At 63.5% G+C, this 20,642-nt stretch carries 16 protein-coding genes and 2 pseudogenes; 12 read left to right on the plus strand and 6 right to left on the minus strand.

Going from position 1 to position 20,642, the window contains the following annotated elements; translation table 11 throughout:
* The first annotated feature begins 306 nt into the window (after positions 1 to 306).
* From V7E26_RS13040 to V7E26_RS13080, 9 genes and pseudogenes are all read left to right on the plus strand, one after another.
* Positions 307 to 1,578, plus strand: coding sequence for a cytochrome P450 (locus tag V7E26_RS13040; protein WP_324416458.1), 1,272 nt, complete (start codon positions 307 to 309; stop codon positions 1,576 to 1,578).
* Between the two features lie 42 nt (positions 1,579 to 1,620).
* Complete coding sequence (locus V7E26_RS13045) at positions 1,621 to 2,895, plus strand: cytochrome P450 (protein WP_324416460.1); 1,275 nt, start codon at positions 1,621 to 1,623, stop codon at positions 2,893 to 2,895.
* 231 nt (positions 2,896 to 3,126) lie between these two features.
* Positions 3,127 to 3,639 carry a hypothetical protein gene (locus V7E26_RS13050; RefSeq protein WP_324416462.1) on the plus strand — a complete coding sequence of 171 codons (513 nt, stop codon included), beginning with the start codon at positions 3,127 to 3,129 and terminating at the stop codon, positions 3,637 to 3,639.
* A gap of 500 nt (positions 3,640 to 4,139) precedes the next feature.
* Positions 4,140 to 4,841 (plus strand): c-type cytochrome, encoded by a 702-nt coding sequence (locus V7E26_RS13055; RefSeq protein ID WP_324416464.1) that lies wholly within the window; start codon positions 4,140 to 4,142, stop codon positions 4,839 to 4,841.
* Positions 4,842 to 4,851: 10 nt separating this feature from the next.
* Positions 4,852 to 6,108: a c-type cytochrome gene (locus V7E26_RS13060; protein WP_324416466.1), complete on the plus strand. Its 1,257-nt coding sequence runs from the start codon at positions 4,852 to 4,854 to the stop codon at positions 6,106 to 6,108.
* Positions 6,109 to 6,115: 7 nt separating this feature from the next.
* On the plus strand, positions 6,116 to 6,295 hold the full coding sequence (locus V7E26_RS13065) for a hypothetical protein (protein ID WP_324416467.1): 180 nt from the start codon (positions 6,116 to 6,118) through the stop codon (positions 6,293 to 6,295).
* Positions 6,292 to 6,855 carry a cytochrome C oxidase subunit II gene (locus tag V7E26_RS13070; protein ID WP_324416469.1) on the plus strand — a complete coding sequence of 188 codons (564 nt, stop codon included), beginning with the start codon at positions 6,292 to 6,294 and terminating at the stop codon, positions 6,853 to 6,855. Before V7E26_RS13065 ends, V7E26_RS13070 begins: the two co-directional genes overlap by 4 nt.
* Positions 6,842 to 7,450 (plus strand): annotated as a pseudogene (locus tag V7E26_RS13075) (cbb3-type cytochrome c oxidase subunit I); the annotation flags it as partial. The gene V7E26_RS13070 and the pseudogene V7E26_RS13075, both read left to right, overlap by 14 nt.
* A pseudogene (locus tag V7E26_RS13080) lies at positions 7,443 to 8,015 on the plus strand (c-type cytochrome); the annotation flags it as partial. The pseudogenes V7E26_RS13075 and V7E26_RS13080, both read left to right, overlap by 8 nt.
* Before the next feature lie 30 nt (positions 8,016 to 8,045).
* Here the strand turns inward: V7E26_RS13080 and V7E26_RS13085 are convergent.
* The 3 genes from V7E26_RS13085 to V7E26_RS13095 form a co-directional block, all read right to left on the minus strand.
* Positions 8,046 to 8,177, minus strand: coding sequence for a hypothetical protein (locus V7E26_RS13085; RefSeq protein ID WP_324416471.1), 132 nt, complete (start codon positions 8,175 to 8,177; stop codon positions 8,046 to 8,048).
* A gap of 156 nt (positions 8,178 to 8,333) precedes the next feature.
* Positions 8,334 to 8,510: a hypothetical protein gene (locus V7E26_RS13090; RefSeq protein WP_324416473.1), complete on the minus strand. Its 177-nt coding sequence runs from the start codon at positions 8,508 to 8,510 to the stop codon at positions 8,334 to 8,336.
* Positions 8,511 to 8,552: 42 nt separating this feature from the next.
* Positions 8,553 to 9,773 (minus strand): ABC transporter substrate-binding protein, encoded by a 1,221-nt coding sequence (locus tag V7E26_RS13095; RefSeq protein ID WP_324416475.1) that lies wholly within the window; start codon positions 9,771 to 9,773, stop codon positions 8,553 to 8,555.
* 311 nt (positions 9,774 to 10,084) lie between these two features.
* On the opposite strand from V7E26_RS13095, the gene V7E26_RS13100 reads away from it, so the two are divergent.
* A complete protein-coding gene (locus V7E26_RS13100) occupies positions 10,085 to 11,653 on the plus strand; it encodes a DUF3300 domain-containing protein (RefSeq protein ID WP_324416477.1) in 1,569 nt (522 codons plus the stop codon).
* A gap of 142 nt (positions 11,654 to 11,795) precedes the next feature.
* Here V7E26_RS13100 and V7E26_RS13105 read toward each other — a convergent pair whose 3' ends face one another.
* A complete protein-coding gene (locus tag V7E26_RS13105) occupies positions 11,796 to 12,059 on the minus strand; it encodes a hypothetical protein (RefSeq protein WP_324416479.1) in 264 nt (87 codons plus the stop codon).
* 230 nt (positions 12,060 to 12,289) lie between these two features.
* A complete protein-coding gene (locus tag V7E26_RS13110; RefSeq protein WP_324416481.1) occupies positions 12,290 to 13,642 on the minus strand; it encodes a tetratricopeptide repeat protein in 1,353 nt (450 codons plus the stop codon).
* A gap of 412 nt (positions 13,643 to 14,054) precedes the next feature.
* Here V7E26_RS13110 and V7E26_RS13115 point away from each other — a divergent pair, with 412 nt between their 5' ends.
* Complete coding sequence (locus tag V7E26_RS13115) at positions 14,055 to 18,287, plus strand: VCBS domain-containing protein (protein ID WP_324416483.1); 4,233 nt, start codon at positions 14,055 to 14,057, stop codon at positions 18,285 to 18,287.
* 133 nt (positions 18,288 to 18,420) lie between these two features.
* On the opposite strand, the gene V7E26_RS13120 is transcribed toward V7E26_RS13115, so the two are convergent.
* Positions 18,421 to 19,344: a LysR family transcriptional regulator gene (locus tag V7E26_RS13120; protein WP_324416485.1), complete on the minus strand. Its 924-nt coding sequence runs from the start codon at positions 19,342 to 19,344 to the stop codon at positions 18,421 to 18,423.
* Between the two features lie 129 nt (positions 19,345 to 19,473).
* Here V7E26_RS13120 and V7E26_RS13125 point away from each other — a divergent pair, with 129 nt between their 5' ends.
* Positions 19,474 to 20,640: an acyl-CoA dehydrogenase family protein gene (locus tag V7E26_RS13125; RefSeq protein WP_324416487.1), complete on the plus strand. Its 1,167-nt coding sequence runs from the start codon at positions 19,474 to 19,476 to the stop codon at positions 20,638 to 20,640.
* Positions 20,641 to 20,642: the final 2 nt, after the last annotated feature.

Raw genomic sequence — 20,642 nt, forward strand, 5'->3', positions numbered from 1 at the left:
AACGCATGCACCGTCTCGCGGATCGCATCCGCGGTCTCGCCGAGGTCGAAATTGAACATCCGATGGGCGTTGGAGATCATGGTCGCCTCCCGGCGGTATCAAATGATGTTTCAAACAGACTTATTCCGCGGAAATGCCGTTGTCACGCGGCGAAATGCGCTCCGTTTGCCCAACGACAGGGTTCGGCGCCGAAGCGGCCGAATTCACCCAACTCCTGCTTGCGCCGGCGCACGGCTCGGGATGTAATAGGGTAAAACATCGTGCCGCCGGCGCGCTTCGGCGGAACAACGGTCAGGGAGGAAGCGGATGCAGGGAACCATCGATCTCGCCGGGGACGCGCAGGCGCGTGATGCGCGCGAGAAGGCCAATTCACTTGCCCTCGCCGATTTCGACGTCGGGAATCCCGAGTTGTTCAAAACCGATACGTTCTGGCCGTATTTCGACCGGCTGCGCCGCGAAGAGCCGGTGCATTACTGCAAGGACTCGATGTTCGGCCCCTACTGGTCGGTGACCAAGTACAACGACATCATGGACATCGAGACCAACCACGCGGTGTTCTCCTCGGCGTCCCTGCTTGGCGGCATCACCATCCGCGACATCGCACCGGACCTGCGCCGCGAGAGCTTCATCTCGATGGACCAGCCACGCCACTCCGCGCAGCGCAAGACGGTGGCGCCGATGTTCACGCCGACGCATCTCGACCAGCTCGCGATCAACATCCGCAAGCGCTCTGCCGAATGCCTGGACCATCTGCCTGTTGGCGACGAGTTCGACTGGGTCGACCAGGTCTCGATCGAACTCACCACGCAGATGCTCGCGGTGCTGTTCGATTTCCCATGGGAAGATCGCCGCAAGCTGACGCGCTGGTCCGACATCGCGACCACCATCCCCGGCTCCGGCGGCCTCGTCGCCACGGAAGAGGAGCGCATGGCGGAGCTTTCGGAATGCGCGGCCTATTTCGCGCGTCTCTGGAAGGAGCGCGTCAACCAGCCGCCGAAGAGCGACCTGCTGTCGATGATGGCGCATAGCCCCGCCACGCGCGACATGAACCCGAAGAACTTTCTCGGCAATCTGATCCTTCTGATCGTCGGCGGCAACGACACCACGCGCAACACGCTTTCGGGCAGCGTCTATGCGCTCAACAAGAATCCGGACCAGTATCGCAAGCTGCGCGACAATCCCGATCTGATCGACAGTTTCGTCCCCGAGGTGATCCGCTGGCAGACGCCGCTGGCCCATATGCGCCGCACAGCCCTCGAAGACATCGAATTCCGCGGGCGGCAGATCAGGAAGGGCGACAAGGTCGTGATGTGGTACGTCTCCGGCAATCGCGACGAAGAGGTGATCGACCGGCCCTACGAATTCATCATTGACCGCTCCCGCCCCCGCACCCACCTTTCCTTCGGCTTCGGCATCCATCGCTGCGTCGGGATCAGGCTGGCCGAGCTGCAACTCAGGATAATCTGGGAAGAAATTCTCAAGCGGTACGAAAATATTGAGATGGTCGGGGACCCGAAGCGGGTATATTCGAGTTTCGTCAAGGGTTACGAGACCCTGCCGGTCCGCATCGCCGCCTAGCCGTTCTCGTCTGCTTTCAGCGCCACCCGGGATGATCGAACCATGAACGTCCAGACATCAATCAGAGCCGACAGGAAAGAGCTTCTGCGTGCCGCGCGCGAAGAAGCCTATTCGACGCCGCTGAAGGATTTTCATCCCGGTGCGCCAAGATTATTCCAGAACGACACGCTGTGGCCGTGGTTCGAGCGGCTGCGCAAGGAAGAGCCGGTGCATTATTGCACCAATGCGCCGATCGAGCCCTACTGGTCGGTCACCAGATACAACGACATCATGCATGTCGACACCAACCACGGCATCTTCTCCTCCGATTCCACCCTCGGCGGCATCTCGATCCGCGACGTACCGCCCGGCTACGACTATCCGAGCTTCATCGCGATGGACCAGCCGCGCCACTCGGCGCAGCGCAAGACGGTGTCGCCGATGTTCACGCCGACGCACCTCGACGAACTCGCCAAGCTGATCCGCGAGCGCTCGCAGAAGGTTCTGGACAACCTGCCGCGCAACGAAACCTTCAACTTCGTCGAGCGCGTCTCGATCGAACTGACCACGCAGATGCTGGCGACGCTGTTCGATTTCCCCTGGGAGGAACGGCGCAAGCTGACGCGCTGGTCCGACGTCTCGACCGCACTGCCCAAGAGCGGCGTGGTGGACTCGCCCGAGCAGCGCCGGCAAGAGATGGACGAATGCTACGCCTATTTCTCGAAACTGTGGAACGAGCGCGTCAACGCGCCGCCGAGGAACGACCTGCTATCGATGATGGCGCATAGCGACGCGACGCGGCACATGGACCCCGACAATCTGATGGGCAACATCATCCTGCTCATCGTCGGCGGCAACGACACCACCCGCAACACCATGAGCGGCTCGGTGCTGGCGCTGAACGAGCACCCGGACCAGTACCAGAAGCTGCGCGAAAACCCCGCACTGATCGACACCATGGTGCCGGAGGTGATCCGCTGGCAGACCCCGCTCGCGCATATGCGGCGCACCGCTCTGGTCGACACCGAGATCGGCGGCAAGAAGATCAGGAAGGGTGACCGCGTCGTGATGTGGTACGTCTCGGGCAACCGCGACGACGAGGTGATCGACCGTCCGGAGGAGTTCATCATCGACCGCGCACGGCCGCGCATCCATTTGTCGTTCGGCTTCGGCATCCATCGCTGCGTCGGCATGCGCCTTGCCGAGTTGCAGCTCAGGATCGTCTGGCAGGAAATGCTCAAGCGCTTCGACCGCATCGAGGTGGTGGGCGAGCCGAAGCGGGTCTATTCCAGCTTCGTGCGCGGCATCGAGCAGCTCCCGGTGCGCATTCCGGGCTGAGCCTGCGGCCCTCGCTTCTCGTCGAAACCATGGTTAACGCCGAGCGCGGCATGCCACGCGCGCTTACTGCCCTGCGCGGTTCCAGAATTAACCGCCCTCGCCGCTATCAAGGTTAAAAGACAAGATTACCAAAGGGTTTCAGTTTGCTCCATTCGGCGGGCGAGCTAACGGTCTAGCTTGCAATTAGAGAGATTGTTGGTCTCTTCTCGCGTTTCATTCAGGAGCACCTTCATGGCAAAGAGCACGCCGAATTTGAATACGATCGATCTTGAACGTGAGATTGAGCAAGAGTTTCGCAAACTGCCGCCGGTTCGCGAATCCCAGCCGATCGATTACGCGCCGCCCTCCGTGCGCTCCCCGGAGCTGGGGATGCCCGATTATGTCGAGCATAGCGACGGCGCCACCGAGATCGGCAGGCTGTCGGCCGAAGCCGTCGTCCGCGAATATGAAGCCGCGGCAAAGGACATCGAGGCGCTAGGCGTCGAGCTGATCGAGCACGTCAAGCAGTGCGAGGCGATGACCCGCGAGGCGCTCGCCGTGACCGAGGAGCTGAAGCAGACCGCGGGGCGCTATCGAGAGGAAGCCAAGCGCGTCTTCCAGGAAATCGAGAACTGCTCGCTTGTCACGGCCGAGGTGCGCAAGAGCTGCGCCGCCATGCGGGACAAGATCGCGGCCCCGACCCCGATCAGCGTCAAGGCCGAAGAGAAGCCGAAGACCGCGATCGAAGGGCCTGCGAAGCTCTGACCGTCCGCACCGGCATCCATTCCGGTGTCGGAGAACGATGGCTGTATCGCAAGCAGCCGTCGGAGAAGTTCTGACGGCTGATTGCTGTCAGAACATCGTCCTCCGCAACGTCGCAAACACGATCGGCCTCGCAGAGCCTGATCGCCGCGGCGGCAATGCATCCATTCCCACGAAGCCGGCGAACATCATCGCCCATATCGATGGCTCGGCCCATCGGGGCCGGGCCTGCGACCGTGCGCTTTCAGGAACATTGTCTTCCTTCTGACATCGGAATCTGATCAGCATCGCCGCGTTCGACGCAGTGAAGCCGGCTTGACGCCCCGCGCCTGGGTCCGCAACAGTGGCGCTCGCCAGCTTGCGACATGATCCGGGAACGGTGCGGGGAATCTTCCGGTGCATTTCACTGCATTTGCCATCCTGGAAGCCCTGTCGTCAGGAACAAGCTTTGGTTCGCGGCGTTTAGCAGCGTCATTTGCGCAGCTTTGGGGTGGTCAGTGCGGATGCGAATTGTGATTGCCCTGTTCGGGCTCGGGCTGGCGGTCGGAGCGTCCCCTGCGCGCGCCCAAGCGCCTGCTCAACCGCCGGATACGATGGCCGCACGGGTCGAGGCCTGCACACCCTGCCACGGCAATCAGGGCGAAGGCACCAGCGACGTCTACTTTCCCCGTCTTGCCGGCAAGCCCGCCGGCTATCTCTACAACCAGCTTCTCGCCTTCAAGAACGGCCGGCGAAGATATCCGCCGATGAACTATCTGCTCGAATATCTCAGCGATCCCTATCTGCAGGAAATGGCGGAGTACTTCGCCGAGCAAACTCCGCCGCTGCCCGCCCCGGCGCCCGGCGACGTCAGCGCGCAGATCTTGCGGCAGGGACAGGCGCTTGCCACTAAAGGCGATCCTGCGCGCCAGATTCCGGCATGCGGCAGCTGTCACGGCCTCGGCCTGACGGGCATGGAGCCGGGCATTCCGGGATTGCTTGGGCTGCGTCCGAACTACATCAGCGCGCAGTTGGGCGGCTGGCGCTATGGCACACGGACCGCGAAGGCACCGGACTGCATGCAGCTCGTTGCGGCGCGCCTCACCGAGGCCGATGTCACCGCGCTCGCGGCCTGGCTCGCCAGCCGCCCCGCTCCGGCGAACCCCGCGCCGGCGCCCAAGGGTGCCTACGTGCTGCCCTTCGCCTGCGGAAGCCAGCCGGATTGAGGAGGCTTGGATGTTCTCACGCTCACGAATCCTCGCCTTGCTCCTGGTGCCGTTGCTGGCGGGCGCCGCGCACGCGCAGCAACCAGGTGCTGCTCCCCGCGTCAACGAAATCATCAAGCGCGGCGAGTACCTTGCCCGCGCCGGCGATTGCATCGCATGCCACACCGCGCCGGAGGGCCGCATCTTCGCCGGCGGCCGGGCGATGCCGACGCCTTTCGGCGCGCTCTATTCGTCCAACATCACGCCCGACCGCGAGACCGGCATCGGCAAGTGGAGCGCCGATGATTTCTACATCACGATGCACCGCGGCCGTTTCCCGGACGGCGGCCTGATCTATCCGGCGATGCCGTTCGCGTCCTACACCAAGGTCACCCGCGCCGACAGCGACGCGATCTTCGCCTATCTCAAGTCGATCCCGCCGGTGAATCAAAGGAACCGGGAGCACGATCTGCGCTTCCCCTACAACAACCGGCAACTGATCCTCGGCTGGCGCACACTGTTCTTCAGCGAAGGCGAGTACAAGCCGGACCCGTCCAAATCGGCGGAATGGAATCGCGGCGCCTATCTGGTCGAGGGGCTCGGCCATTGCGGCATGTGCCATTCGCCGATCAACGCGCTCGGCGGCTCGTCGCAATCCGACGCCTTCAAGGGCGGACTGATCCCGATGCAGAACTGGTACGCCCCCTCGCTGACCTCCAACCGCGAGGCCGGGCTCGGCGACTGGAGCATCAAGGACATCACCGACCTCCTGAAGACCGGGGTCTCGGCGCGCGGCGTCGTCTACGGCCCGATGGCCGAAGTCGTCCATAACAGCCTGCAATATCTGAGCGACGAAGACACCAGGGCGATGGCGATCTATCTGAAGAGCATCGCCGAACCGGCGTCGCGGCCGCCGGCGAGTTCGACCCTGCCGACATCGGAGAGCAGCCTCCTGATCAGCCTCGGAAAGACCGTCTACGACGCGCGCTGCGCGAGTTGCCACGGCGCGCAGGGCGAAGGCAAGCCGCCGCACTGGCCGCCGCTCGCCAACAACCAGTCGATCGAGATGCAGTCGGCGGTCAACGCGATCCGCATGGTGCTGAACGGTGGCTACCCGCCAAGCACCGAAGGCAATCCCCGCCCCTACGGCATGCCGCCGTTCGCCGGCATCCTCTCGGACAACGAGGTGGCCGCGGTCGTATCCTACATCCGCACCGCCTGGGGCAATGGCGGGGCACCGGTGAGCGCACGCGAGGCCAACGAATTGCGCTCGGCGCCGCTGAACTGAGGCAGACATGATCAACTCCGATCTCCCCGAGCAGGTTGAAGCCACCGCCGACGAGCGCGTGAACAGGATCGTGGCCGGCGGTCCGGGCGGCGCCCTGGTGCTCGCCGGCATCTCGACGGCCTGCGTCATCGGCATGTGGCTCGCCTTCTACCTCCTGGTGTTCCTGCCGCGCGGAGCGCTGCAATGACAGTGCAGGACGGCAATCACGGCGCCGAGATCGCCGAACGGACCGAGCGGCGCTGGGCGGTGATCTCTGTCGTCATCGTCGTCGTTCTCGCGCTGCTGGCGGCCTTCGCCGGCATCCATCGCGCGACGATGCCGCAACCGCGCGTCGAGACCATCGACCCGACCCGGCTGCACCTCTCGGGCGAGTTCGTCGAATCCAATCTCGGCAGCGTGCTGGAGCCGAACGGCGCCGTGACCGTCCGCGCGATCGGCCAGCAATACTCGTTCACGCCGGCCTGCATCCTGGTGCCGGCGCAGACGCCGATCACGCTGCGCGCCACCAGCGCCGACGTGGTCCACGGCATCCTCGTCCAGGCGACCAACGTCAACACCATGCTGGTGCCCGGCCATGTTTCGGAACAGTTCATGCGCTTCGAGAAAACCGGCGACTACCTGATGCCCTGCCAGGAATTCTGCAGCTTCGGCCACGAGGGCATGTGGGGCAAGGTGCGCGTCATCGACAAGGCGGCGTTCGAGCAGCGCGCGAAGGACGGCAGGAGGCTGAGCTGTGTTGGAGAATAGAAAGCTCATCCTCGCGCATTTCTGGCTCGCCTTCGCCGCCTTCGGCCTGGCGCTGTTTCTGGGCGCCTGGCAGATGTTCGTCCGCAGCCCTCTCTACACCTGGATCAGCAATCCCGAATGGTATTACCGCTCGCTGACCGCGCACGGCACCGTGATGGGCTACGTGTTTCCGACGCTGGTCGCGATGGGCTTCGGCTATGCGATCACCGAGGCCGCGCTGAAGCAGCGCCTGGTCGGCGTGCGCTGGGCGTGGGCCGGCTTCTGGCTGATCGTGATCGGTGCGGTGATGGCGATGATCCCGGTCGGGCTCGGCCGCGCCTCGGTGCTCTACACGTTCTATCCGCCGCTGATCGGCAATGCCTTCTATTACATCGGCGTCGTTCTCGTCGTGGTGGGTTCCTGGATCTGGGTCGCGCTGATGTCGATCAACCTGCGGGTCTGGCGGCGCGCCCATCCCGGCGAGCCGGTGCCGCTCGCGATGTTTGCCAATGTCGCCGGATCCTATCTCTGGGCCTGGACCGCGGTCGGGGCCGCGCTCGAACTGCTGCTGCAGAACATCCCGGTGGCGCTCGGCTTCAAGACCACGATCGACGCTTGCCAGGCCGAGCCAGGAATCGATCGGCCGCGGTGCGACGCTGGCGCAGCGCTGCGCCATCTGCCACGGGCCGACCGGCATCAGCCGCGCCGACTCGCCCAATCTTGCGGGCCAGTATGCTGCGGTCATCTACAAGCAGCTTCTGGATTTCCGTTCCGGCGCGCGCGCCAACGCCGTGATGTCGCCGTTCGCAACCGGCCTGACCGACCGGGAGATCGTCGACCTGTCGGCCTACTACGCCTACCTGCCGCGGCTGCCGGCGTACCATCCGACGCCTCAACTGCCGAAGCCCCGCATCGTGATCTACGGCGCGCCGATCCGCGGCATCGCGCCGTGCGGCTCCTGCCATGGCAGCCTCGACAACAAGACCGGAAGTCCGTGGCTGGAGGGGCAGTCCGAAACCTACATGAAGGCGCAGCTCGAGGCCTTCGCAACCGGCGAACGCCGCAACGACATCAGCCAGCAGATGCGCAACATCGCCCGCGCCATGACACCGCAGGAAATCAGCGAAGCCGCGGCTTACTATGCGTCACAGCCGCCGGATGTCGTGAAGGCAGTGGATTAGATCGCGGCCGGCGGCCCTGCTGCCGGTACCTCAGCCGAAAAAGCCCCTTGCGACGGCCTTGACAAACAGCGGCAGGGATTCGACGAGCCGCCCCGCGAACAGAACGCGGTCTGCCAGCGAAAAAACAATGCAGCAAACGGAGGCGGCGACGATGGCTTTCATGGGCCCAAGATGACAGCTTGCGCCTAATGATCGTTTAAAAACTCCGCAGATAACCGATCCGTAGTTTTACCCTTGATTTGGTGCACTTCTGCACACAGGCCGCATCGCAGCCCCTTGCTCGAATGAACGGCGCGCGGGCGCTCGCGCCTGCCCGCTTCAATCCGGCTTGCGCTGACGCCGCTCGAGACGCTCGCGCTGTGCCCTCATCCGCTTGATATCCTCATCGAGCACGTCCATCTCCTCGTCGCGGCGCTCGGTCCGGGTTTTCGGCGCATCCTCGGCGCGGATCTTGTTGAGCGCCTTTTCCACCGAGAGCTTGTTGGTTTCGGCCATGACCTGTGTGCTCCTGCTTGAGAAAGCCTCTTTCGGAAATGTCTATTTGTCGGTGCCGGCAAACGCGGTTTCGAGGACGTCACCGATCGGCTGCCAAGTATGGCCGTCGAACTGCACGAGCCGCATGTGCTTGATGGGGCGGAAGTTCCACGGGCCGGTGCTGATCTTGATGCCGGGCAACAGAACCGAGCCTTGATAATCTTTCAGCGCCGCGGCCTGCTTCATGACGCTCTCTCGCGTCAGATCGTTGCCGCATTGCCTGAGCACCTGCGCCAGCGTCTCGGCGGCCGCGTAGCCGAACATGGCGGCGCTTTCGTCCCTGCCGCCGGCGCGACGGTAGATTTCCAGGAACGACTGCCAGTCGGCGCCCGACTGTTCGTCCTTCCAGGCCGGATCTCCGGCATCCTTCAGATAGGCCGCGGTCGTCACGCCCACCGCGTTCTCGAGGCCCGCGGGTTTCAGTCCGTCGCCGATCGAGGAGGCCATCTGGTTCATGATGAACACCGGATGCCAGTCGAGGCTCGCCGCGAGACGGATGACCTTCGCGGCGTTCTCGGGCACGCCCGCGAACACGAGAATCTCCGCGCCCGACCGCTTCAGGATCGATACATGCGTATCCAGATGCTCATCCTTCAGATCATAGGCGATGCCGACCCTGATCATCCGCGCGACCGGACCAAGGCCGTCCTCCATGCCCTTGATGACCTCGCGGCCGAAATAGTCGTTCTGCCAGAGCGCGACGATCCGCTTGCCCGGATAGAACGCCTGAATGTAGTTGGCGTAGATGCGCCCCTCCTCGCGGAACGAGGGCTGCCAGCCCATGGTCCACGGAAACAGCGAGGGATCGCTGAGATGATCGTCGCCGGACGCCACGAACAGCTGGGGAATCTGCCGTTCATTGAGATATTTGCGAACCGCGAAATTGCCCGGCGTGCCGAACGAGCCGAACATCAACAGCACCTTGTCTTCCTCGACCAGGTTCCGCGTCAGGCTTAGGGCGGAAGCCGGATCGGATTTGTCGTCATAGGAAATGAAGCGCACCTTGCGGCCATTGATGCCGCCGCGCCGGTTCAGCATCTCGAAATAGGCTGCCTCGGCCTTGCCGATCGCGCCGAAGATCGCAAGGCCCCCGCTGTAGGGCATGAGATTGCCGATGCGGATCTCGTCATCGGTCACGCCCTCCTGGCGCACGCTTTCGGAAATGGCGCCGAGCGATAAAAGCGCGACGACGATCGCCAGCAGGGTCCGAAGCAGCATGGCCATGGCAGGAACTCGACTTGATACGGAGCGCCGCCAAGATTTCGAATCCACTGGATCGATCGCTTGATCTAGATCAACGGGCGGCTGGTTCCCGACGGAAGTAAGATCGGCACCCTGCCCGTTGTCGGCGCCGATATTCATTGAGGCGGTTGGCGTTTCGTTGACTTACGTCAATCGTCTGCTCCGACAGCGCCGCAGGCTGCGCCCGGTCAGCATCATCCGCTGGGAGGGACGCACCATGGATATCGATGCGACCGACCTCAGGGCGGCGGCCGCGTGCCGCCGCCCCCGTGATCAGTGGGAGGCACGAGCTCATGCTTGCATTGAAGACGATCCGCTTGCTTGCCGTTCTCGGCGCGTTGCACTTCGCTTACCCCGCGCTTGCCCAGACCAGCGACCAGACCGCGCCGCCGCCGCCGGCTGCTGCGCCATCTACGCCTGCGCCATCCGCACCGGCGCCTGAACTGCTCAAGCCGGCCGAGCTCGATGGGCTGGTTGCGCCGATCGCGCTTTATCCGGACACGCTTCTCGCCAATGTGCTGATGGCGGCGACCTATCCGCTGGAGATCGTCCGGGCCGAACGATGGCTCAAGGACAACAGCAAGCTGCAGGGCGACCCGTTGAAGGCCGCGGCCGAGCAGCAGAGCTGGGACTCCAGCGTAAAGGCGCTGATCGCAACGCCGTCCGTGCTGGAGATGCTGAACGAGCGCCTCGACTGGACACAAAAGCTCGGCGAAGCATTCCTGGCCCAGCAACAGGACGTCATGGACGCCGTGCAGCGGCTGCGCGCGAAGGCCCATGAGCGGCAAAAACTTGTCACCACCCCACAGCAGATCGTGTCGGTGCGGCAGGAGCAGAACCGGCAGATGATCTACATCGAGCCTGCCGTACCTGACAGCATCTACGTGCCCTACTACGACCCGCCCGTGATGTTCGGCGACTGGCCCTACTCGGACTATCCGGCCTACCCCTACTATTGGGGCTATCCCGGCTACATCGCCGCCGGCATCATTGCGACCGGTCTGGCTTTCGGTGCGGCCTATGGGCTGGGACGATGGGCCACCGGCGGATATTGGGGCCGCGGCGGCTATTGGGGCGGCAACCGCGTCAACTGGGCCGGCGGCGGCATCAATATCAACCGCGGCGCCCGCGTCGAGCACTGGCAGCACAATCCGGCGCATCGCCAGGGCGCCCGCTACAACAACGCGAACCTGCAGCAGAGATTCGGCAATCCCAACCAGCGTCCCGGCGGCGGACGCCAGGGAGTGGGCCAGGGAGCCAATCGACCGGGTGTCGCCGATCGCGCCCAGGGCGTCGGCAATCGCGCGCAAGGCATTGACCGTGGCCGGCAGGCGGGCGCCGCAAGGACGGCTGCCAGCCGGCAAGCCGTCGCCCGGAACCGCGCGGCGGCCGGACGCAGCGCGCGTGCCGGTCGGGTCGCGGCGCGGCCGCCTTCGCGCGCCGGACACGTCAGGCCCTCGGCCGGCATGCGCTACGGCGGCGGCGCCGGACGCTTTGCCGGCGGCGGCGGACGCGTTGCGTTTCGCGGTGGCGGCGGTGGTGGCTTCCGTGGCGGCGGCGGTGGATTCCGCGGCGGCGGCGGTGGACGTGGCGGCGGACGGCGGTCGGACATCGCACTCAAGCATGACATCGTATTGCTGGGCCGTCTCGAGAACGGATTGGGCTACTACCGCTTCGCCTACAATGGCAGCGAGAAGGCCTATGTCGGCGTGATGGCGCAGGAGGTCAGCGTCGTGCGTCCGGATGCCGTCGAGCGTGGCGGCGACGGATATCTCCGCGTCCATTACGACAGGCTCGGCCTGCCCTTCCACACCTACGACGATTGGGTCGCAGCGGGTGCAAGGATGCCCAGGATGAGGTGAAATGACATGGCGGTCTGGCCCGCCGTGAACTGCGCTGGCACAGATCAGGTAGTGACCGAGGCCGCTCCGCGCATTTACCGGAGCGGCTCACCTGCGATTCCACGAATTTCGTGAGGAAGAATGATCGAAGCCGGCTCCGAATCTATTTCGGAAGACATTCCACGTTGTAGGCGATGATGATCTGCGAGGGGTCGGCCTTGCCGATGGTCTTGAGGTCCTCCAGCCCACTTTTCAGCCGCGTCCCTGCGTCCTTGAGGCTGCCTTCAAGCGTAGCCTTGGCGGTCTTGCACCGCTCTTCATTCGAGAACTCCTGGAAAACCACCGTCGGGCGCAATCGCCATTCCGCCCGGTCATTGGTGGCGGCCGGACTGATCGAGTAAGAGAAAACATACATCAGGACCCACATCGCTGTTCCCCCCTTTGGTTGCCCCGGCGGCTGACGACGTCACCAGGCCAGCGCTGTACTTTCGACGTTCGCCCCGGCAAGCAGCACATTGCACAATGCCTGAACGCGCGGGCCGCGGAGTTGTCGCCGGCATGTGTGGGCGCGCTCAAATCGGCGGAATGAGAAGTAACCGGCCGGGCTCGCCGTCCATGCCGCCGCGTTCAATTCGTGCCTTGTCGCAGGATCAGTGACTACCTGATACCGTATTGCACGAACTTGTCGGCGACGTCGGCGTCGATCGACCTTGCCAATGCCATGTCGTCATTGCCATCGGCCATGCCGCCGGTTCTGAGCCTGGCAAACCCGCGGCCATAAAGTGCGCTCGCCAGCTTCGGATCAAGACGTAGCGCGGAATTGAAGTCGGTGATCGCGGCGTCGAGTTGCCCCATCTTCAGGTGGATCAGCCCGCGCGAATCATGCGTCAGGGCGCTGTCAGGATCGGCCTGGAGCGCCTTGTCGCAGTCCTCCAGCGCCGCCTGCAATGCGCCGAGGACGGCCCGGCTCCAGCAGCGGCCGCTCCAGGCGGCTCTCAAACCAGGATCGATCCGGATGGCCTCGTCGAAGTCCCTCGCCGCACGATCGTACTCCCTCTGCTTCAGGTGGGCTGTCGCACGGTTGGCGAAGGCCTCGCCATAGTCCGGCTTGAGCCTGATCGCCTCGTCAAAAGCCCCGATCGCGAGATCGTATTCGCCCTTCCTGAGGTAAGCTACGCCGCGATTATTGAACGGCTTGGTATAGGTCTGATTGAGCTTGATCGATTGGTCGAAATCCCTGACGGCGCGGTCGTAGTCTCCCTTTGCGACATACGCGTTGCCGCGATTGTTGTAGGCGATCGGCAGTGCCGTCGCGTTGCCCTGAACCGTCTGGATGAGTGCCGTGCAACCTTCAATCCGGGCTTCAGGCGACGCGGCATTCTTGCTGTTGCACGATTCGGCATTCTTCAAATAATCGGTCTGCTGCCGGTCTGCCGCCGGCCTCCTGGAAACCTTATCCTTCCCCGCCTCGATGAGCGTCGAAAACTTCACCGCGCCGTCTTCCGAAACTTCGATATGCGGCGTCGTGCCGCGAATGCCCATCGTTGCGACCGGCGTATCGACTTTCATGTCGCCGCTTTTTGCAATGGTGCCGGCCACGAAAGTCATCGTCCCGTTCGTCAGATTGAAGAGGGTCGAATTCGATCTGCTGTTTGGATCGTACACGAACTCGTCCAGCGCCATGCGCGCGTTGCTCGACAAATTGAACGAACTGCCATCGGCAAAGTTGATGCCGATCCGACCATCAGCGCCTGTCTTGACCACATCCCCCTGATAGACGGGGTCGCCAACCTTGATCTCTTGCCCTGAAGTACTTGCCTGAACAACCACCGCGCCTGCCCGCTCAATCGAAACCGAACCGCTGGCGACGACAACCTTGCCGATCGCCTTCGAAGGCGAATCCTGAACAACCGCCCGCTGTCCGCTTTGGGCTTGAGAAGAATCTGGGAAACAGCTTGCCAGGGCCAAAACAAAACCGGCCAGCAAAGCGATGTTCTCATGCTTGCACATGATCCCCCTCTGGAGAAGATCTCGTTCGCGTAGCAGTCCGCTGGTTCGTCCAGAGACAACCGGGCGCTGCATCGCGTCTAGTGCGCGTAGTTCAATGCAATGCGGTGGCTTGGCGCCAGTATCGCTTTCAACTCTACTCCCGGGGCTTGCGCGGAGCTACAAAAAAGGCGCATGCTTGTTCCGCAAGATGAATTCAATAATTCTTGAAGGGCCGGACGCGTTCGCTGCGACACAAGAGCTTGCTTGACGTCGCCCTGAGCACGCCTTCCTCGAGAAGATACCAGACTATTTGGATCAAGCGTTTTCGGCGGGCAGCCGTGGGCTGGCCGGCGCCAGAAAATTTGGACCTCCGGCGTCCGGAAAGCCAAAGCGAGAAGACGGCGGCGCCACGCTGGGCAGCAAGGTCAGGCCCATGTTTGTTGCGTCCCACATCGCGTCCGAGCAGCAGGCCGTTGCGGCCGAGCTTCCGCAGATCATCGGCAGCATTCACACGGCGATCGGTCGCGGCACGTTGAGGCGCGCGGGTGCAGCGACTGAAGTGAAGGCCGGCGATCCCGTTCGCGAAGGGGATGTGATCGAGACCGCCCCCGACGGGCTGATCGCAATTGACCTGCTGGACGGCGCCCGGTTTGTGCTGTCGCAGGGCACGCGGGTGATCCTGGACGGCCTGGTCTGCGATTCCGACAGCGTCTCACCATTGGAGTTGTTCGCGCTGGAGAAGGGATTATCCGCTTTCGATCGGATGGCAAGAACCGGTTCGCCGATTGAAAACCTTCGCAGCAGAGCCACTACTGGCGGGTTTGGCATGCTGTCGCTCACAGCACTGACTTTCGCAACGATCAGCGATGCGAGGGCTGCTGACCCGGACGCGACATTCCTGGATGACGACAATATTGCGTACAAGGATTTCGAACACGGTGCGTTCGAGCTCTGGACCAAGGAAGCGGTGCCGCGGCAAATCCTCGTCGAGGATCCCGGCGAGACAATCGTGCTCACCAAGAAAGGCTCCTCGGTCAGTGTGAGCGCGTTCGCAAACTCCGCGGCTCGCATGGAGGAATTGCAGGCGGCCCAGCAGGCCGTCCTGTCCAATTACGCGAAGGGCTATGGCCCGGGCGGATCCAGCACGCCCAATTTTTTGGATCTGCCGAAGCCGCAGCCGATCAATTTCGTGCCGCCCGGCGGCACGACAACGCAAGGCGTGCTCCCGGCGCTGCCGGAGGGCCCGCGCCCGACAATCGAGCCGTTCATTACGCCTGTGGTGGTACCCGAGCCGCCGACCTTGAATACGGCGATCGGCCCGACCCTGATCGACACCTCGACGCTCGATCATTTCGCCGCGTCGGGTGGAAGGTTCCTCGCGAACAGTTCCCAGGGAGGCGCCACGCTGGCCTTCGGCATCGGCGGCGGCTCCGCCGGCAGCACGGTGATAGAGGGGACTACATACAATCTTTCGAAGACCGGCCTCTATGGCACGCTTTACCTCAACAGTACGAGTGGCGCCTTCGTCTACGTTCCGGACGATGCCGCGATCAACGCGCTGACTGCGCCGACGACCGAGAGCTTCACCATCACGGTTTCGGACGGCACGCTCTCGGTCAGCGAACCGTATACGGTCATTCTCAATGGCGTGAACGACGCGGCGATCATTACCGGCTCCGCGAACGGCACCGTCATCGAGGCTGGCGGCTCGGCCAACGCCGCGTCTGGCGCGCCAACCGCGACCGGCACGCTGTTCGATACCGACGTCGACAATCCGGCGAATACCTTCAGTGCCGTCAGCTCCCCGACATCGAGCGAAAAGGGTTACGGCACCTTCACCATGACCGCGGCCGGCGTGTGGACCTACACGGTCAACAATACCAACCCCGCCGTGCAGGCGCTTAACGTTGGCGGTACGCTGACCGACACATTCATGGTTACCACCGTGGACGGAACGAAGCAGGTGGTGACCGTCACGATCGCTGGCAGCAACGACGCGGCCGTCATTTCGGGTGCCACCACCGGCTCGGTCATCGAGGCTGGCACCACAACCCCGGGCACGCCGGTTGCGACCGGCACGCTTACCGATATCGACGTCGACAATGAGGACAACAGCTTCATCGCCGTGACCTCAGCGACGGCGAGCAGCAAGTGCTACGGCAAGTTCACCATCACCGCGACTGGCGAGTGGACCTTCACGGTCGACAACGCCAATCCGGCAGTGCAGGCACTGAATGCCGGCAAGACGCTGACCGACACCTTCACGGTGAAGACCGTGGACGGCACCGCGCAAGTGGTGACGATCACCATCATTGGCACCAATGACGCCGCCGTCATCTGCGGCACCACCAGCGGCTCGGTGACCGAGGCCGGCACCACCAAGCCGGGCTCGCCCATCGCGACCGGCACGCTCACGGATTTCGACCCGGACAACGCCGCCAACACCTTCTCAGCCGTCAGTTCGCCAACGACGAGCAGTCACGGTTACGGCAGCTTCACCATGACGGCGGCTGGGCTGTGGATCTATACGCTCGACAATACCAACCCGGCAGTGCAGGCGCTCAATGTCGGTTGCACGCTGACAGACACCTTCACCGTGACCACGGTGGACGGCACGAAGCAGGTGGTGACGATCACCATTGACGGCGCCAATGATGCGGCCGTCATTTCCGGCACCACCACCGGCTCGGTGACCGAAGCCGGTACCGGCACGCCGGGCATGCCCGTTGCGTGCGGCACGCTCACCGACTTCGACGTCGACAATCAGGACAACCGTTTCGCGGCCGTCCATTCGCCGGCCGCGACTGACAAAGGTTACGGCACTTTCGTCATCACCGCCGCCGGCGTGTGGACCTACACGCTCGATAACAGCAACTGTGCAGTGCAGGCGCTCGATTTCGGACAGTCCCTGACCGACACGTTCACGGTCACCACGATAGACGGCACCGCACAGAAAGTGACAATCGTCATCCGCGGCAACAGCGATGCGGACCCCAACGATTTCGACAATCTGGCGCTGGGGCACCACGTCATCACCGTTCCGCCATACGTGCACGGAACTCCTGGCAGCGACACGATCGCAGGAGGCGGCGATAAATGCCAGATCGTCTATGCCGGCGCCGGCAATGACACCGTCAACGGCACCGGCAAGGACGACATCCTGTATTCGGGATCCGGCAACGATACGATCAAGGGAAATGACGGCAATGACGTCATCTATGGCGGATCGGGAAACGACACCGTCAACGGCAACAACGGCAACGATACCATCACCGGCGGATTTGGCGCTGACAGGCTGACCGGCAGCAATGGCAACGACGTCTTCGTCTATCTGTCCGTTGCCGACTCCAACTCCAGCCAGTTCGACACCATTACCGATTTTGCATCAGGGGCGGACAAGATCGATCTGGCAGCCCTCGGCGGGCTGACGCTCCTGCATCTCTCGTCGACGAGCACGCCGGTGCCGCCGCACACCATCGCCTGGATATACAGCAGCACGAGCAATGAAACCATTGTGTATGTGAATCCGACCAGCGTCGCCCGCACTGCTGGCGATTTGGCTCTCCTGGAAATTCACTTGCAGGGAGTTGTGTCCGTTCACGAGTCGGATTTCATCTATCAGGCGGCGGCAAACGCTGCCGGTGCGGCGGGCGAAGCGATCGGCTCGGCGCTTGAGTCGATCGCAGCCGAGGGCACCGTTCCGTCGGCGGCCAGCGCCGGAATGTCCTCCGAAACGTCCGCCGCCTCGACCGACGTGAGTGCTGGCGCTACCGTCGGCGGGCTTCTGCGAGCAGCCGACGAGGGCTTTAAGTTCCATTTCGATCGAGATACCGGGTCGACCGGCTTCGTCAGGCTTGCCCAGCTTGAGGAAACTTCGAAGCACGCGGCGGTGGATGACAACGGCGAGGGGCTCGTTGCGCCGGCAAGCGGATCACCAGTCGAGCTCTGGCACGAACACACCGCGACGCGGGCGGAAGATCATTTTGCGTTCCATCACGAGCCGGTCCGTGCCAGCACTATTGCGATCGGCGAGCCGGTGGTGCCGTTTCCTGCCAGCGTGATCTCGCTTGCCGGCTTGACGGTTGCGAATGCAGTCGCCACATCGCAGCCCACCCAGTTGGAAGGTTCGCACGGCAACGAAGCGGGCCCTCACCAGTCCGAGCATGAGCCGCACACTCCTTCTGATGCGGCGGCGAATGCAGTCCCTGCCTCCCAGCTTGTCGAGCATGGGGTGTCGCCGGGCGGCGGTGCGAGCCACAATCATCCGCAGCATGAGCCGCACGCGGACTCTCACCATGCCAGCTTCAACGATCCTCATTCGGTGGCGAATGCGCTCGCCGCACCACAACTTGTCCAGATTTGGGGAACACCGGGTGGCAGCCCGGGCCAGCATCCCGCTCCCGCGAGCATCAGCCACGCGAAGGACCCCGGCCACGGTAGTTCATTCCATTTCAAGGATGAGGTCGCCGCTTCCAATCATTCCGAACCCATCGTGCCGATAGAAGTAGGCCCTGCCGTTCCGAGTACCCATGGACACGGCGCAGGATACGCCGGATTGGCGGCGCTCCTGGAAATAGCAGCGGCGGTGTTCTCACCGGCCGAGGAACACACTCACCACGCCAATGTCCATGCTTTGGGCCACGGGCCGCATGAGCTGTTGGTGTGACAGGGTTTGCCTGGGCCTCGTTCCTTCACCCAACGCCGCCCCCTATACAATTGCGGCATGGCAGAAGTAGCCAGATGAGAATGCCGTCGCCGGCCGTTTTGCTCTAAGCCATCCTGCAAGGCCCGATATCGGCTCAGGCGAGCTTGATGTCCCAGAGGCCCTCTTCGCGGCAGGCGATCAGCTCGTCGCGAAGCAACTCGCTCACCAGCGCAATCGCAGTCGAGCCGGGATGATCGATGGGAGACGCAAGGGTCAGTTCGCGCATCGGCGATGGTTTTGCGATCGCCGCGGTTTCCAGCCGTCCGGTAGCGACTTCGCTCCGCACCGAGGACGGCGGCAGCAGCGTATATCCCAGCCCCTCCTCGACCAGGCTGGTCAGCACGCGGAACGAATCCGCTTCCAGCTTGACGTCGAGCTTCAGCCGCTTCTTCGCCGCCGCCTGCTCGATCAGCGCCCGGAGGCCGTGCGAATGACTGGGCAGCACCAGGCGCTGCTTCAGGAGCCAGCCGATATCGACCTGCTTCTTCTGCGACAGCCCGCTGCCGCGCGGCCCCACGGCAACGATGGGATCGCGGCCGAGGCTCTGCACGGACAGATGCAAATCGCTCGACGGCCCATAGATCAGCGCCAGATCCATCTCGCCGCGATGCAGCCATTCCGTCAGGTGGCCGCTGTAGCTTTCGACGATGCAGAGCGAAATGCCCGGATAGGCGTCGACGGTGCGGCGGGCGAGCCGCGCCGAAATCACGCAGCTCACGGTCGGCACCAGCCCGAGCACCACGCGGCCGGAGGGCGGGCCGCCGGCGGACTGGATCTCGTCGCGCACCTGGTCGATCTGCCGCACGATGCCGGCGGTGCGCGCCAGCAGCAGGCGGCCGGCGTCGGTCAGCACCATGCCGCGGCCGTTCCGCGTGAACAGCTCGGCGCGCAGTTCATGCTCGAGCAGCTTGATCTGCCGGCTCAGCGCCGGCTGCGCCACGCGCAGCGTATCCGAAGCCTTGCTGAGGCTGCCGAGTTCGGCGACACAACTGAAGGTCCTGAGCTGGCGGATATCCATCTCTTGCCATTCTTCGAAGGCAGGTTCATACGCTATAACAATTCAGCATAGGGGACCTGCTGCCGCGGCACAACGTTCCCCTTCCACAGCCAATTGACATCAACCCGCATCCACGCCCAAAAAAATCAAATGACCGCATCAGAACAGCAAGACGAATTCCACGACATCCGCGACGCCGTCGCCAAACTCTGCGCCCAGTTCCCCGGCGAATACTGGCGCAAGCTCGATCGCCAGATGGCGTATCCGAAGGAGTTCGTCGACGCGCTGACCGAAGCCGGCTACCTCTCGGTGCTGATTCCCGAGGAATATGGCGGCTCCGGGCTGAAGCTGTCGGCGGCTGCCGCGATCCTGGAAGAGATCCAGCGCGCCGGCTGCAATGGCGGCGGCTGCCACGCCCAGATGTACACGATGGGTACCGTGCTGCGGCACGGCAACGACGCCCAGAAGGCGAAATACCTGCCCGGCATCGCCAGCGGCAAGTTGCGGCTGCAGGCGTTCGGCGTCACCGAGCCGACCAGCGGCACCGACACCTCCTCGCTGAAGACGGTCGCCAAACGTGACGGCGACCATTACGTCGTCAACGGCCAGAAGATCTGGACCAGCCGCGCCGAGCATTCCGACCTGATGGTCCTGCTCGCGCGCACCACGCCGAAGGAGCAGGCCAGGAAGCGCACCGACGGCCTGTCCGTGTTCATCGTCGACATGCGCGAGGTCAAGGGCAACGGGCTGGAGATCCGCCCGATCCGCACGATGATGAACCACGCCACGACCGAAGTGTTCTTCACGGACATGCGGGTGCCGGCCGAGAATTTGATCGGCGAGGAAGGCAAGGGCTTTCGCTACATCCTCTCGGGCATGAACGCCGAGCGCATTCTGATCGCCGCGGAATGTATCGGCGACGCCAAATGGTTCATCGCCAAGGCCACCAATTACGCCAAGGAGCGCGCCGTGTTCGGCCGCCCGATCGGCATGAATCAAGGCATCCAGTTCCCGATCGCAAAGGCCTACGCCCAGATGCGCGCCGCCGAACTGATGGTGAAGGAAGCCACGCGCAAATACGAGGCCGGGCTCGATTGCGGCGCCGAAGCCAACATGGCCAAGATGCTGGCGGCGGATGCGTCATGGGAAGCGGCCAATGCCTGCGTGCAGACCCATGGCGGCTTCGGCTTCGCCGAAGAATACGACGTCGAGCGCAAGTTCCGCGAGACGCGGCTCTATCAGGTCGCGCCGATCTCGACCAACCTGATCCTGTCCTATGTCGCCGAGCATGTGCTCGGCCTGCCCCGCTCCTACTGAGA

This window comes from Bradyrhizobium sp. (assembly GCF_036735945.1).
Lineage (GTDB): Bacteria > Pseudomonadota > Alphaproteobacteria > Rhizobiales > Xanthobacteraceae > Bradyrhizobium.